The organism is Shewanella sp. KT0246, from assembly GCF_019654955.1.
GTDB classification, from domain to species: Bacteria; Pseudomonadota; Gammaproteobacteria; order Enterobacterales; family Shewanellaceae; genus Shewanella; species Shewanella goraebulensis.
On the sequence record NZ_BPEV01000035.1, the window covers coordinates 1 to 14,042 of the forward strand.

The 14,042-nt window shown below is 39.9% G+C and carries 12 protein-coding genes; 7 read left to right on the forward strand and 5 right to left on the reverse strand.

From position 1 onward, the window contains the following. The coding region (locus K5Q58_RS16120) for a two-component regulator propeller domain-containing protein (RefSeq protein ID WP_308443250.1) at nt 1-1,505 on the reverse strand (1,505 nt) is incomplete at its 3' end. A gap of 272 nt (nt 1,506-1,777) precedes the next feature. Continuing rightward, the gene (locus K5Q58_RS16125) at nt 1,778-4,591 is read right to left on the reverse strand and encodes an insulinase family protein (protein ID WP_259651371.1); all 2,814 of its coding nucleotides are present in this window, start codon (nt 4,589-4,591) and stop codon (nt 1,778-1,780) included. Between the two features lie 192 nt (nt 4,592-4,783). Here K5Q58_RS16125 and sixA point away from each other — a divergent pair, with 192 nt between their 5' ends. Further along, complete coding sequence (sixA, locus tag K5Q58_RS16130) at nt 4,784-5,257, forward strand: phosphohistidine phosphatase SixA (protein ID WP_220754966.1); 474 nt, start codon at nt 4,784-4,786, stop codon at nt 5,255-5,257. A gap of 86 nt (nt 5,258-5,343) precedes the next feature. On the opposite strand, the gene smrB is transcribed toward sixA, so the two are convergent. Next, nucleotides 5,344-5,871, reverse strand: a complete 528-nt coding sequence (gene smrB, locus K5Q58_RS16135) for an endonuclease SmrB (protein WP_220754928.1) — start codon at nt 5,869-5,871, stop codon at nt 5,344-5,346. 80 nt (nt 5,872-5,951) lie between these two features. Between smrB and prmB the strand changes: the two genes are divergently transcribed. The 6 genes from prmB to K5Q58_RS16165 all read left to right on the forward strand — a co-directional run bounded on the left by prmB (nt 5,952) and on the right by K5Q58_RS16165 (nt 11,423). Next, entirely contained in the window at nt 5,952-6,896 is a 945-nt protein-coding gene (prmB, locus tag K5Q58_RS16140) for a 50S ribosomal protein L3 N(5)-glutamine methyltransferase (RefSeq protein ID WP_220754929.1), read from the forward strand. A gap of 42 nt (nt 6,897-6,938) precedes the next feature. Continuing rightward, the gene (gene aroC, locus K5Q58_RS16145) at nt 6,939-8,033 is read left to right on the forward strand and encodes a chorismate synthase (RefSeq protein WP_220754930.1); all 1,095 of its coding nucleotides are present in this window, start codon (nt 6,939-6,941) and stop codon (nt 8,031-8,033) included. Beyond that, nucleotides 8,034-9,206: an MFS transporter gene (locus tag K5Q58_RS16150; RefSeq protein ID WP_220754931.1), complete on the forward strand. Its 1,173-nt coding sequence runs from the start codon at nt 8,034-8,036 to the stop codon at nt 9,204-9,206. It abuts the gene before it with no gap. Between the two features lie 55 nt (nt 9,207-9,261). Beyond that, nucleotides 9,262-10,452, forward strand: a complete 1,191-nt coding sequence (locus tag K5Q58_RS16155; protein WP_220754932.1) for an ATP-NAD kinase family protein — start codon at nt 9,262-9,264, stop codon at nt 10,450-10,452. A gap of 3 nt (nt 10,453-10,455) precedes the next feature. Beyond that, a complete protein-coding gene (locus K5Q58_RS16160; RefSeq protein WP_220754933.1) occupies nt 10,456-10,731 on the forward strand; it encodes a YfcL family protein in 276 nt (91 codons plus the stop codon). Nucleotides 10,732-10,856: 125 nt separating this feature from the next. Beyond that, nucleotides 10,857-11,423, forward strand: a complete 567-nt coding sequence (locus K5Q58_RS16165; RefSeq protein WP_220754934.1) for an RNA methyltransferase — start codon at nt 10,857-10,859, stop codon at nt 11,421-11,423. Nucleotides 11,424-11,425: 2 nt separating this feature from the next. Here K5Q58_RS16165 and K5Q58_RS16170 read toward each other — a convergent pair whose 3' ends face one another. After that, nucleotides 11,426-11,887, reverse strand: coding sequence for a hypothetical protein (locus tag K5Q58_RS16170; RefSeq protein WP_220754935.1), 462 nt, complete (start codon nt 11,885-11,887; stop codon nt 11,426-11,428). Nucleotides 11,888-11,973: 86 nt separating this feature from the next. Beyond that, nucleotides 11,974-13,980: an FAD-dependent 5-carboxymethylaminomethyl-2-thiouridine(34) oxidoreductase MnmC gene (mnmC, locus tag K5Q58_RS16175; RefSeq protein ID WP_220754936.1), complete on the reverse strand. Its 2,007-nt coding sequence runs from the start codon at nt 13,978-13,980 to the stop codon at nt 11,974-11,976. Nucleotides 13,981-14,042: the final 62 nt, after the last annotated feature.

Below are 14,042 nucleotides of genomic sequence, written 5' to 3' on the forward strand. Positions count from 1 at the left end.
ATATTCAATCTTAGTAATGAATTTCTGGTACCAAAATAGAGTTCATTTCCGTCGAATTTTAAGGTGGTAACCATACTCTCCGAGAAGATTTTATCTGGTTTACCATTTTTAATTCTAAATAATCCTCCCTGAGAGGCTACCCATAACTCATTATTTCTCTCAATTAAATCAAATATAGGGTAACGTTCTCCAGTAGTTAGTGTTTCAACCACTGTGGAATTTTTTACTACAAAAATTTTACCGTTAATTGTTGAAGCGAAGATATAATCTTTATTTTCACTCAACTTTACATTACTTATATGTTTGTCAAGTATTTGAACGGTATTTAAGGTGGATAAATCAGTTTTAGTTAAACCTGTAATATTGCCTGTGTATAGATTATTATTTAATACTCTTATTGATTTTGGGCCTGAAGCATTCTCAATTTCAATTGAGTAAAGGTACTTTAAAGATTTGTCTAACACTCTAACGTCAAGAGAGTCAGTAGCAAGGAATATATTGGTTTCAGTTTGTGTCGCAGCCCAAATATTATCTTTTATAAACTTTGAACTTTTAATTAAATTTCTGTTTCTATCAATTTTTATTACGCCCAAGTTTACATCAGTTATAAATATCGCTGATTTGGTTTCTTTTATATATGGACGTTTTCTAGATGCATCTTGATCAATGAAACCAATTTTTTTAATAGTGTTATTTTCGTCAATTCTAACAATATCTGAATCAATAATAGAAGTTAATTCATTACCTCCTCTAGAAGGCTCTAAGTACGTCATAACAACATCGGAAATTTTTTCTTTATTGTTATTTTTAATGCTAAATAAACCATCGTTTGTAGATATAATTAGCCTATTAGATATTAGACCTATGTCATTTGACTTATAGGCTATGGTTGATAGTTTATTATCTTCTAATTTAAAGACTATTCCATTATAATTTCTTATATATAAGCTTTCTTCAATCTCAACAACCTTTTTAACTTCTTGTAATACTTCGCTATTAAAGTCCCATAAAACTCTTGTTAAACTTTCATTAAGAATTAAAATTTTGTTGTCTAGACCAATGACCACACCTTTAGAAAGTGCAGATATAGACCATATCGCTTCTGTTAATGGCTTGTTATCGACTTCTATTGAAGAGAAAGTTTCTGAGGTATCATTGTATAAAGCTAACCCTAAATCCGTACCAACAATAAGCCTATTTTGACTATCTACGAGTAAACTTTTAATGAAAGAGCTGGGTAAATTTGAATTATTATCTTCGGCAAAAAAGTGTTTGAAATTTGTACCGTCAAAACGGTTGAGTCCATTAACGGTACCTAACCATACAAACCCATCTTTATCCTCAACAATACTAGTTACAGTTACTTGAGATAAACCATCTTCAGTATTATAAATCTCTGTATTAAGTGTCAGATCATAATTTGAACCAGAATCAGCAAAAGCAAGGCTCGTCAATGCATGAGCAAGGAGAAATGTACAAATTAACAACCGACTTATCATTTGCATAAACAGGATACTTTTATCTTCTGTGATTTAGAATTATTCAACGTAATACTCCACTTTTTCAGAAAGTTAATACTTTGTCAAAAATTGGTAAGAATAAAAAAAATATATTTCAACACTCTGTATTAAATTTATACAAACAATGGCTTGCAATGATTAAAAATCATCCTAAATAGACTCCATTTACTTCATAAGGCAGTTTTTTACACTGTAAAAAGCACCGATGATGATAATTTTATAAATTCTGTAAAAATTTTTAAACGTCTTGTAAATCACTAGAATTCAAACTTATTGGCATCTTGTTTAAATCCTCTTAAGTCCGTAATCACTTGCGCTGTAGGCATTGGCTCTAATTGAGTGTGTTGCTCACCAGCACTAAACATCACTAATCTGTCACTGTGTTTACTGCGCATATTGCTCACGATAAACTTAATAAGGTCTGCACGAGTAAATTTCTTGATTTCTTCAACTACTCTTTCTCGCTGTTTAAAGTCATAATCTCTATTACCAAGGCAAACCCAGTAACGCTGACTTCTACTTTTAAGGTTGGCATCTTTTTCCAATATTTGATTAATTAAGCCTAGCTTAGTCGTTTCCCATTGCTCTTTTGTAATTTGCATTACTGCATAGTTAAAGTCAGCGATAAATTCATCAATGGCTTCGAGTAATTCGCGAGGTCCGGTAGTTGGTGATTGTATGTAGAATATCATCCCTGGGTGGCGATTAAGTGGTAGATATCCTGTTCCGACCATGTAACCAAGCTGTTTTTCTGTTCTTAGTTCATGAAAAAAAGTAGACGACATTGTGTGGTTTAGCAAACTAAATAAACCAACAGTATTAGCTGTGGTTTCATTTGACTGATAGTAAACGATGATTGCACTGTCTTGATGTTCAACAGAAAGTTCACGCATTAACGTGCCTCTGTCACTAAGGTTTATCAGTTCGCGACTGGACTCAGAGCTTGGCTTTGTGACTAAAGATAGAACCTGCTTTAATCGTTTTGCGAGTTGCTGAGTCTCGCTAACAAGCCAGTCGCCATAAACTAAACCTTCTACATAAATTTTCTCGTAAAATGCACTCACATGATCGTGAAGCTCATCTAAGGTGACATCTTCGAGCATCTCTGCCATTTTCGCGGGCTCATAAGAGCGTTTTTGTAGTGTGACTGTAAGGCTAGTAAATAGTTGAGCAATAGGCTTAGCTTGAGCCACGTTAGTCCAACTTCTTAGTAGCTGCTTTTTAATGAGTTTAAAGCGCTCTTGAGTAAAATTACGCTCTCTTGCTTTTTCAATCACTAAAGCCAATAAGGTTTCTTGATTACCTGTAAAGCCGGTTAGATGTAGAGTTATACCGCCTTGATGAGGGTATATGTTGTAATTAAGCCCAGCAACTTCAGCTTGATAAGTTGATTCTGTTAAGTAATCTAAAACCATCTCAACGTATAACCGCGTTAATGCCGCATGTTTAGGTGTTGGGCTCGCATTTTCTGAATCCAAAGAAAGGTACAAATGGCCTTTAGGTACGTTAAATTCATCATCTTTACGATGCCAAATTCGATAACCTTCATCTTCAGCAACCACAACAGGTACATCACTGTTACTGGCTTCGTCACGAGATTGTGGATTATTCACAATAAACGGGTTTTTTGTTGGTAGTGACAATTCTGCTCTAGGTTTTGCCTGTTGCCAATGGGCTATTTTCTCAGCAGGAATATCTTCAACTGAGTAGGGGGTAAAATACCATTTAGCTTGCTGGTTAGTACTGACTTCTTTGGAAACCAACTGAGTACGCATATTGGATGGGGAGAACATCTCTAATAAGCTTAATGCTTCTTCAGGATTTAACCCATCCATACGATAGTCGCCAAAGACAATATCTTCGACCTTATAATGCTGCATGTTGATGCTTAAATGGCTGGCTAAATCGAGTATTTTTATTTGCTCTTGATATTTAAAGGCTGTAGATAACAGACTTGAACGTTCATCATAACGCCAAGGTTCTATTCCTGAAGTGCGTATTAGCTCAATATATTCAAAAGTACATTCAATAATCGTATCGACTTGCTGCAGCCCTTTCTCTGTGAGCTGAATACTGATGCTGTAATCTTTAAAGTTGTAGCCATTGACGCCACCACCTGCTGATAAATTATTGGCATAGCCTTGTTCTTTTAAATAAGACAGCAAGCTACCAGGGCTTTCATTGCCTAATAAGTGGCTGATAAATGTAAGTGGTTTACGTTGGTAGAATGGCTCAATACAAGGAAGGGCAAAACTGATATTTAATCTTTTTTGGTCTTTCACCGGTGAGATATTGATGTGTTTAAGCTTTGCATCTTCATGAAGATAAGGGACATCAGGATAGTTAAACTCAACATTTCGATTATTGATTTGGCTGAAAAAGTGTTGTGCTAATTTAGCCTGAACATCCAATGAAAGTGGAGAAACTAAACAAAGCGTCATAATATTTGCGCTGTATTTCGACCGATAAAAGTCTAGAAGTTCCTGTCTGACTTCTGCTTCATCCCCTGCAAGGGTCTGAAGGTTGCCCACTGAAAATTTACTAAAAGGGTGTTCGGGATTAACCGACTCTTTTTGAACTTGATAAACACGCCTAATATCATCTTTTAGTTTTAAACTGTATTCAGAGTCGATGGCATGCCTTTCTCTGTCAACAAGATCTAAATCAAATTTTGGCGCAATAAAAAATTGGCTGAATCTATCTAATGACTCTTCGAAGTGTTCGGAATCAATACTATAGAAAAAATTGGTTTGTTCTGTGCCAGTCCAAGCGTTATTTGAGCCACCATGCTGGTTGATAAACTGATGATATTCGCCAGAATCAGGGAATTTTTCGGTGCCTAAAAATAACATGTGTTCTAGAAAATGAGCCATGCCAGGGCGAGAAATTGGGTCATCAAAATGGCCTACAGACACTGTCATGGAAGCAGCCGCTTGTGTCGCAGTGTTATCCTCCACGAGTAAGACCTTTAATGCGTTATCGAGCTCAATATGGCGATATTGGCGATGGTCATTTGGGCTAGTAACGATGTTATTTTTTGCATCAAGTGCTGTGTCTGGCTTTATGGTCAAGATAATGCTCCAGATAAGAAGGCTTGTTATATATTGATCTCGTTGACGACTTTTAGCAAATATCTAATGAAAATATCGACTAAAGACTAATTAATTTTACTTCATTGATACTTTGTAGATGGCCTTTTTAAGGCTACAATTGAAAAACAAACACAATAATAATGAGTGGCGACGATGAGCAGCAATAGAAGTATGCAGCTATTTTTGATGCGACATGGTGAAGCAAGCTTTGATGCACCATCTGATAGAGAAAGAATGCTGTCGCAATTAGGCCGCATTCAATCTAATGCCATGGCAAACTGGCTAACTGAAAAAGTCGCTAGTGTAGATTTAGTGATTGTGAGTCCTTACTTAAGAGCTCAGCAAACGTGGCAAGAGGTCGCTAAACACTTACCAGAGCCGAATAAGTGGTTAGTTTTAGATGATATTACGCCTTCAGGAAGCCCACAAATTGCTGTTGATGCGATTTTGGCTTATGCAGAACATTATGATGCTAACAAGGTGTTAGTCATTGCTCACATGCCCATTCTAGGTTACATGGTCAGTGAATTAGTCGCCGGAATGGAACCACCTATTTTTGCCACTTCAGCTATCGCGTCAATTGAGCGAAATGAACATGGCGGTCATTTTGAATTGATGCAAACCCCTACGCAAATGAGTGCTTAAATCTAGTTTCAGTCATTTTGTAAAGTGTGAAGTCTGGTGAGTGCTTGGTTATCGAAATACCGAGCACTCATAAACTGTTATTAAAATTATCTTCGATGAGCATGGTCGCCAATATCAACCAAGATGAGTAAAGCTGCATCAGCGCCCCATTCTTTAGGTGCTTGATGAAAAGCTTTCACTTTGGGATGCTGTGCGAGCCACATAGGTAGTTGTTGCTTTAAGATCCCAGAACCGTAACCATGCATCACGCAGCAGCAAAGAATATGTTGTTTGACACATGCCTGCAGTAGCGCAGCTAATTCAAGTTTAGCTTCAGCTTGGCGCATACCATGTAAATCAAGTAATAAATCAGGCTGATAATCTCCGCGACGTAATCGCTTCAACTCAATTTTTTCAACGCCTTCGTTCAACCAGCGCATTGGCCCTTCAACAGGCAAGATAGGTTGATAATTATCCGAGAAATAACTATCAGCATATACTTGCTGCTCTTTTATTTCGACTTGTTGTTTGGATTTGACCGACTGCTTAAAATGGTGTTTATCTTGATTTAACGGTTTAACGCCGTCAAATTGCTCTGAAAACAGCGCAAAGTCAGGATTATTTTCTTTATTCATAGCGCTATTGTATTGAATTCTAGGTCATCTTAATAGACTTCAGTTACAATGGTCAGGAACAATTTTTCAGGAGTTATGTTTTGGATAAAATCTTTGTAGATGAAGCTGTCACCGAATTAAGAACCGTTGGCGATATGTTGCGTTGGGCTGTGAGCCGTTTTAATGATGCTAACATTTATTATGGGCACGGAACTGATAATGCTTGGGATGAAGCTATTTCTTTGGTTTTCCATGCATTACATCTTCCTGAAGAAATTGGTCAGCAGGTGGTTAACTCAAACCTGACTAGCAGTGAAAAACACAAGATTGTTGAATTAATTATTCGTCGTGTACGAGAGCGTTTACCGGTTCCATACCTAACCAACAAAGCCCGCTTTGCTGATCTAGAGTTTTATGTTGATGAGCGTGTGTTAGTGCCACGCTCTCCAATAGCTGAAATGATCAATAACGGTTTCAGCCCATGGCTGTACAACAAGCCAGTGTCACGTGTTATGGACTTATGTACTGGCAGTGGGTGTATTGCTATTGCATGTGCTTATGCGTTTGAAGATGCTGAGGTTGATGCATTGGATATCAGTGAAGACGCGCTAGAAGTTGCTCAAATTAATATTGAATCATTAAATGTATTAGACCGAGTTTTCCCCATTCAATCTGATATTTTCTCATCGATTGAAAAAGGTCCACATTACGATTTGATCGTATCGAACCCACCATACGTAGATGAAGAAGACATCGGCGATATGCCTGATGAATATCGTCATGAGCCAGCTATAGGCTTAGCATCAGGTCGTGATGGGTTAGATTTAACCAAGCGTATTCTTGCTAATGCAGCAGATTATCTGACTCCTGATGGTTTATTGGTTGTCGAAGTCGGCAATTCGATGGTGCATTTGAACGAGCAATTCCCAGATGTTCCATTCACTTGGGTCGAGTTTGAACATGGCGGAGACGGTGTGTTTGTTCTTACCTATGATCAGCTAGTTGAAAATGAATCACTTTTCGCCATCTATAAAGATAGTGAATAATAACGATTAGAAAAATATATCACGTTGAGGTAATCAGATAGCATGTCGGGAAATAGCATAGGTCAGAATTTTGTCGTAACGACTTTCGGTGAAAGTCACGGTGTTGCATTAGGTTGTATTATTGATGGCTGCCCACCAGGTCTTGAACTGACGGTTGAAGATATGCAGCACGATTTAGATCGCCGTCGCCCGGGTACCTCACGTTATACAACTGCGCGCCGCGAACCTGATGAAGTACGCATTTTATCTGGTGTTTTTGAAGATAAAACAACAGGTACTTCAATTGGTTTGTTAATTGAGAACACTGACCAGCGCAGTCAAGATTATTCAAATATCAAAGACTTATTTCGTCCAGGTCATGCTGATTACACTTATCAGCAAAAATATGGTCTACGTGATTATCGTGGTGGTGGACGTTCATCTGCCCGTGAGACTGCGATGCGTGTAGCAGCCGGCGCCGTTGCTAAAAAATACCTTAAACAAGTTCATGGGATCGAAATTAACGGTTACATGTCCCAACTTGGGCCTATCTGCGCTGATTCGGTTGACTTAAATGAAGTAGAGCAAAATGCTTTCTTCTTTCCTGATGCCTCTAAATTAGAGCAACTTGATGAGTACATGCGTGATTTAAAAAAATCAGGCGACTCTGTCGGGGCTAAAATTACTGTTGCAGCAACAGGAGTTCCTGTTGGATTAGGTGAACCAGTATTTGACCGACTAGATGCTGATATAGCTCATGCACTCATGGGTATTAACGCGGTAAAAGGGGTTGAAATCGGTGACGGTTTTGGCGTCGTGACCCAAAAAGGTTCAGAAGGTCGCGACTTAATGTCTCCAGCTGGGTTTGAGTCAAATCATGCTGGCGGCGTTTTAGGTGGCATCTCTTCTGGTCAGCCTATCGTTGCTCATATAGCGCTAAAACCAACATCAAGCATTTCAGTGCCAGGGCAAAGTATGACAGCACAAGGCACAACGGCTGATGTTGTTACCAAAGGTCGTCATGACCCTTGTGTTGGTATTCGAGCAGTACCTATTGCAGAAGCGATGTTAGCGATTGTTCTTATGGATCACTTGCTTCGTCATCGCGCTCAAAATCAGGATGTGGTTTCTCAAACCCCTGTTATCGGTATGAAATAAATGCCTAATGCGTTATCTGCTGAGCCTAACGTCCGTTGGCTCAGCGCTTGTTACTTTTTCTTTTTTTCAATTCTTGGGTTAATGGTTCCTTATCTTGGTGTCTTTTTTGATAACCGAGGCTTTAATGCGCAAGAAATTGGATTTCTGATGGCGATACTCATGGGGACGCGCATTATTGCGCCTAATGTATGGGCTATGGTGGCTGATAGAACGGGAATGCGTTCTGAATTAGTCAAATTCGGTTCAGCTGCCGCTGCGATAACCTATATCAGCTTTTTCTTTGACGGCAGCTTAACGTATCTTGCCTTAAGCCTGATGGTCTATACCTTTTTCTGGAATGCTATTTTGGCCCAACTTGAAGTCATTACTCTTGAAAGTTTAGGGGATGAATCGCATCGTTACGGTGCTATACGAAGTTGGGGAAGTGTAGGTTATATTTGTTTAGTGATTTTCGCAGGCTTTGCAATTAGTGAGTATGGGGCTGAAATTGTGCCATCAATTGGCATGGTGCTATTTGTGGGTATGTTTCTATGTGCCTTAGCCTTACCAAATAATAGAGCCTCACTTGGCGATGCCGCCTCTAGACCTCCTCTGAAGTTAACTTCTCCTATTATTTGGTTCCTGATTTCTGCGATTTTATTACAAATGAGTGTTGGGCCATTTTACGGTTTCTTCGTTTTGTATCTTAAACAAGCAGGATACTCTGAGGGCGTAGCAGGGCTGTTTGTGGCTTTTGGCGTGGTCGTTGAAATCTTAATGTTTATGCTAGCGCCTAGACTGCTGGGGCGATTTGGCGTGAAAATATTATTGATTGTCAGTATTGCTTTTACAGTATTAAGATGGGTTTTGCTTGCCTACGGGGTCGATAATCTTTTGCTCTTGTCTATCAGTCAAGCATTACATGCATTCACTTTCGGCTTAACTCATGCTGCGTCGATACAGTTTATTCATCGAAATTTTGATATTGCTCATCGCAGTAAAGGCCAAGCCTTATATGCTAGTTTAAGTTTTGGCTTAGGTGGCGCGATAGGGATATGGATAAGCGGAATGATATGGGGCGACGGTTCAGGCTCTGGCCAAACCTGGTTGTTTGCCTCTTTTTGTGCACTACTATCGTTAATCGCAGCTGCTGCGATTAAAGAGACAAAACCAAATAGTCAAAGCACTTGTTAGTTTTGATATTAGGTTTACACATCTGATTTAAGGTAAAAATAAAGGATTCATTGCAGTGAAGCGTTTTAGATTAGGTTTGATTATTAACCCATTGGCAGGATTAGGTGGCAGTGTCGGTCTGAAAGGCTCTGACAATGTGGCGCAATTGGCGTTTGAAAAAGGCGCTGAGCCCAAAGCAGGTCTAAGAATGCAGCAAGCCTTGGCTGTCATCGAGCCGTTTAAAGACCAAATTGATATAATTACGGCTTCAGGCGATATGGGCCAAAACCTTGCTGTTGAGATGGGGTTTTCAGTCACTTGTATTCATTCATATCAAGCTAATGATTCTGCGCTGCAATCATCCGACTCAAATCAATCATCCTCCGTATATCAATCATCTGCTGATGATACGCAGCAGGCTGTCAAAGCTCTTTTAAATGAATCGTTAGATTTATTGTTGTTTGCTGGCGGAGATGGCACGGCCCGTGATATTTATGCCGTAATGGATGACTCATTACCTGCACAATTGCCCGTTTTAGGCGTCCCTGCAGGCGTGAAAATTCATTCTGGCGTTTATGCCATCACGCCACATGCAGCGGGTATCGTCGTCAGTATGTTGCTTAAACGCGAGTTAGTTAGCTTGATGAGCGCCGATGTGATGGACATTGATGAACAAGCTTTCCGACAGGGCACGGTTAGAGCAAAACGCTTTGGTGAAATGCTAGTACCTGCTGAGCCGCGTTACATTCAAGCGGTAAAAATGGGCGGTAAAGAAGTGGATGAATTAGTGCTGGCAGATATTGCAGCAGATGTTATTAATCAAATGGAAGATGAGCTTTATATTATTGGCAGTGGCTCAACGGTTGCCGCAGTGATGGAAGACTTGCATCTCGACAATACCTTATTAGGTGTAGATGTTATTCAGCATCAACAACTTATCGCATCAGATGTAACGGCAAAACAGTTACTTGAATTAACTGAAGACAACCCAGCCAAGTTAGTAATTACCCTCATTGGTGGCCAAGGGCATATTCTCGGTCGAGGTAATCAGCAACTATCGCCACAGCTGATTAAACGTATTGGAAAAGACAATATTATTATTCTAGCAACAAAAACTAAGTTAAAAGCACTTGAAGGAAGGCCATTAATTGTGGATAGTGGCGACCCTGAATTAGATAGTGCGCTTGCTGGTTATTATAAAATTACCACTGGATACCACGATTACGTGATGTACCAAGTCGCCAACCCAGATTTATCGGAGAGTTAGAGCATGTTAGAGAAGTACGATGCGGCATTAGAAGGTTGGATTGAACATACAGTTGCCAATGGTGATGATGACGCGCTATTTGCAAGTGGTTACTTACAAGGCCATATCGCAGTGGTTTTTTCTCAGCTTGAACAAGAACAACTTAGCGGTATTGAAGCGTTAGATGAAAAAATGGTTGATTGTTTGGCACTGGCTAACGATGAATTAGAACAAGCAGACTTTGAATTAGTGCAAAATGCTTGGCAACAATTACGTCAAATTATCAGCGATATCAAATAACGCGATATTACGTAAGCTCAGAAATTAATTAAGCCCCGATATCAACTAAACACTAGTTATTAATTAAGCATTAGTTATTAACTAAGCACTGATATTAAATATATAGTAAAAGTAAGTGATATTGCATGACTGAACAAATCAATACTATCGATAGTACCCTCGAACACTCAAGGGCTGCTATTGGTCTTGTTAACCCTAAAACCCCAGTTAACGTAGGTGGTATTATGCGCGCTGCGGGTTGTTATCAAGCAAAGTCAGTACTTTACACTGGTAATCGTTACGAACTTGCTGCTCGCTCAGGCGAAGCGCAATATGACGTTGATACTAAAAATGCAGCCAAAACGATTCCGTTAACACGGGTGGAGTCGTTGCTTGAGCAAGCACCAGAAGGTGCTAAAATTATTTGTGTTGATTTAGTGGTTGGTGCCACGCCGTTGCCGTTATTTGAACATCCGCAAAATGCTTTTTATATCTTTGGCCCTGAAGATGGCACCATTCCACAGCAAATTATTGATGCTGCAGATGACGTTGTATATGTACCGACTGTGGGATGTATGAATCTGGCGGCATCGGTCAATGTATTGTTATATGACCGTTTATCAAAAAGTGCCCAAGTAGCGGCTGATGATGAGCTTATTCGTGAGAGTCGCGATAATAATAATCGCACCAAAGTCAAAACTTGGCTCAAATAGCGTTAAGCTGGTTTACTATGTTGCTGAATAAAATGGTCAAGTTTAACTTGGCCATTTTTTTGGATTATTTCGGCTTCAAAGCATTGCAGTATGGCGGTCTCATGGGCGGCGATTAAATCAAATACCTCCTGATTTTCTTTACAGTCTTTTGCCCATTGACGGTATTCTGCCTCAAAGGGTTCCACCCAAGTCTTTAGAGTTTGCAGTAGTTCAGTCCACTCTAACCCCAGCCACTTCTGTGCATCTTCATGGCCTTTCTGTGTCATTTTATCGACTGGGTAGCTAAAGCGTTCAGATTGCTTTAACAGGTATGATAATAGTAACTCAGCAGTTAGTGTTTCTACTTCAACAAGCTTATTCCAAAGGAGCTGACGTTGAGGGTTTTGTTCTACATTCTGAAATAAAGTAAAAAAGGCGATGCCGTACAACTCGCCTAAATAAGCTTGGTGGATCCTTTGGTTCATAATACTTCCTATAGCAAGTTTCGGGTATGGATGTTAAGTGAGTTTTCATCATTTTGCTGACTGAAGACTTTAGTTAAATTAGAAAATTAGACCATCAAAGATTTGCCTTTGAGTAACTTTCTTAACCACATGCGATTGGGGTTTAACATTGCGAACATGTCGTAACTGATTGGCGGCGTTTGCTCGCAAATAATGGAGGCTAATGCCTCAGCAGCTAGCGGCCCTGAACTTAACCCTCTTGATCCTAACCCACCTAAAACGTATAAACCTTGATGTGAAGGTGCGCGGTGCTGGCGCCAAAACTTACGACTGGCAACAGTGAGTTGATGGTCTGCTAATGGCTCAGTGTGATATTGCGCGAATATGCTATCGATGTCTGGCGCTAATCCCATCATAGGGCAATGGTCTCGAGTGACCATTCGTACGCCGACTCTAGCTTTTTCATCTGAAACATCCACATCATTTACCCAATCCCTGTCGGGGAAACTATGATGCATTTTTTGAGCGTTCTCTCGTTGTTCATCAGGACAGTAATCAAGGTTGTCAGGTGACTTAACGTAACTTGCCCCCACACAATGATGCTGGTTATTTTCAGGGGTGAGGTAACCATGAGCGCAAATTACCGTTTGTAATTCGGCAAGTTTACCTTTTGAGGGAATATGGCTCACTTGGCCGCGAAACCCTGTGACTTGCAGTGAACGAGTTTGTGCAAACTCCGTTAGCTGCGCGCCTGATGCTGCAACAGCTATGGGGTGTTCATAATGCTGCGTACCTAACTCATTATGCTCCGTTGAGGTTAGTCGCCAAACTGAATCTGTTTTGGTTAATGCTGAAATCTTGCAGTTAAGCTTTACAATCACTTCATTGCCTTTACTTGAGGCTATTTTCTGTGCTTGTTTTATTGCAGCCACTGCAAACTCTTGGGGGCAAATCCAGCCTGCTAACGGGTAATAAAATGCGGGCTTATCTATTTGAATATTGGCAAGCTCATTCGCTTTGGCGGAACTTACGGAAAATGCTATTTCGTTTGGCCAAGGCTGACCATCAATAATCTTATTTAACCTTGCATCACTACGTTCATCAAAGCCCGTTTGCAACACGCCGCATAACTGATGATCTATTTGATGGCCCGCAGCAGTTAACTCCTCTAAACGGCGACGACTGTACAAAAAGGCTTGTTGAAAGTATTGGCTCATTAAACCGTTATCGGGAGTTAGAAGTGGGTAAATAGCCCCTTGTTTGTTACCTGATGCGCCATCAGCCAGCATTTGGTCCTTACAATAAATTGTGACATTTTTACCTTTTTCAGCCAGTGACAAAGCAAGGTGAGCGGCTGCAATGCCACCGCCTATAATCGCAATGGACTCATTATCATCTTCAGGGGGCAAATTTGCGTGAGGTAAACAATAGGCATACTCGCTTAATAATAATTGGCGAAGTGCTTTTCGCTCACATAGGGGAATTTCATTATTAAGCAGTTTTAAAACGCCATTTTCACGTTTCTGCGGATTTGAAACTAAGGTAAATCCAGCACTCTCAGCGTAATGGACTAGCTTTGATGGAGCATTTCTTTCATCAAAAGTGTAAAAGCTAGCACTGTCGAGGCTGATCCTACCCATTTGCCAGAATAGCTTTTGAGTGAAGTGTTGATCTAAATACTCTTCTTGCGTCGTATGAGGTAAGCAATGCCAGTGCTCTAGCTGGCCTTGTTGGCTAAAAGGAAGAGTTTGAATGCTGTTGTGTAGATTACCAAAGTAAACATCAACAACAAATTGACCTTGGTTAAAACTGAGCCGCTGGCATCCGTTAATATTGGCAATAGAGGATGTTGTTAATTGCACAACATAATCATGCCAAGGGGAAGAAAGAGTTGTTAATTCATGACTTGTTACATCTTGGGTCAATTGAATCTGAGCTTGTTGAATCAACTGACTTAGTTCAAATGCATTAATGCTGTATGCATCAAATACACTGAGGTGGATCGATTGGCTAAATTGTTCAGATAATTGCCAAAGCAGCATGACTTCCATGCCAATTCCAAACCCAAGCTGACCAATACACAAGGTTTTGTGAGAGTTTGGCTTATCTGACAAGACAGTTTCATAATAATGCCTTATGCTTGCTGCATAATTAGGGTTTTGACAGTAACTACTTG

Excerpts from the sequence above, each read along its gene's own strand:
- sixA (WP_220754966.1), top strand. The coding sequence starts at position 4,784 with ATGCAGCTATTTTTGATGCGACATGGTGAAGCAAGCTTTGATGCACCA.
- K5Q58_RS16150 (WP_220754931.1), top strand. The coding sequence starts at position 8,034 with ATGCCTAATGCGTTATCTGCTGAGCCTAACGTCCGTTGGCTCAGCGCT.
- smrB (WP_220754928.1), bottom strand. The coding sequence starts at position 5,871 with ATGAATAAAGAAAATAATCCTGACTTTGCGCTGTTTTCAGAGCAATTT.
- K5Q58_RS16170 (WP_220754935.1), bottom strand. The coding sequence starts at position 11,887 with ATGAACCAAAGGATCCACCAAGCTTATTTAGGCGAGTTGTACGGCATC.
- K5Q58_RS16165 (WP_220754934.1), top strand. The coding sequence starts at position 10,857 with ATGACTGAACAAATCAATACTATCGATAGTACCCTCGAACACTCAAGG.
- K5Q58_RS16160 (WP_220754933.1), top strand. The coding sequence starts at position 10,456 with ATGTTAGAGAAGTACGATGCGGCATTAGAAGGTTGGATTGAACATACA.
- aroC (WP_220754930.1), top strand. The coding sequence starts at position 6,939 with ATGTCGGGAAATAGCATAGGTCAGAATTTTGTCGTAACGACTTTCGGT.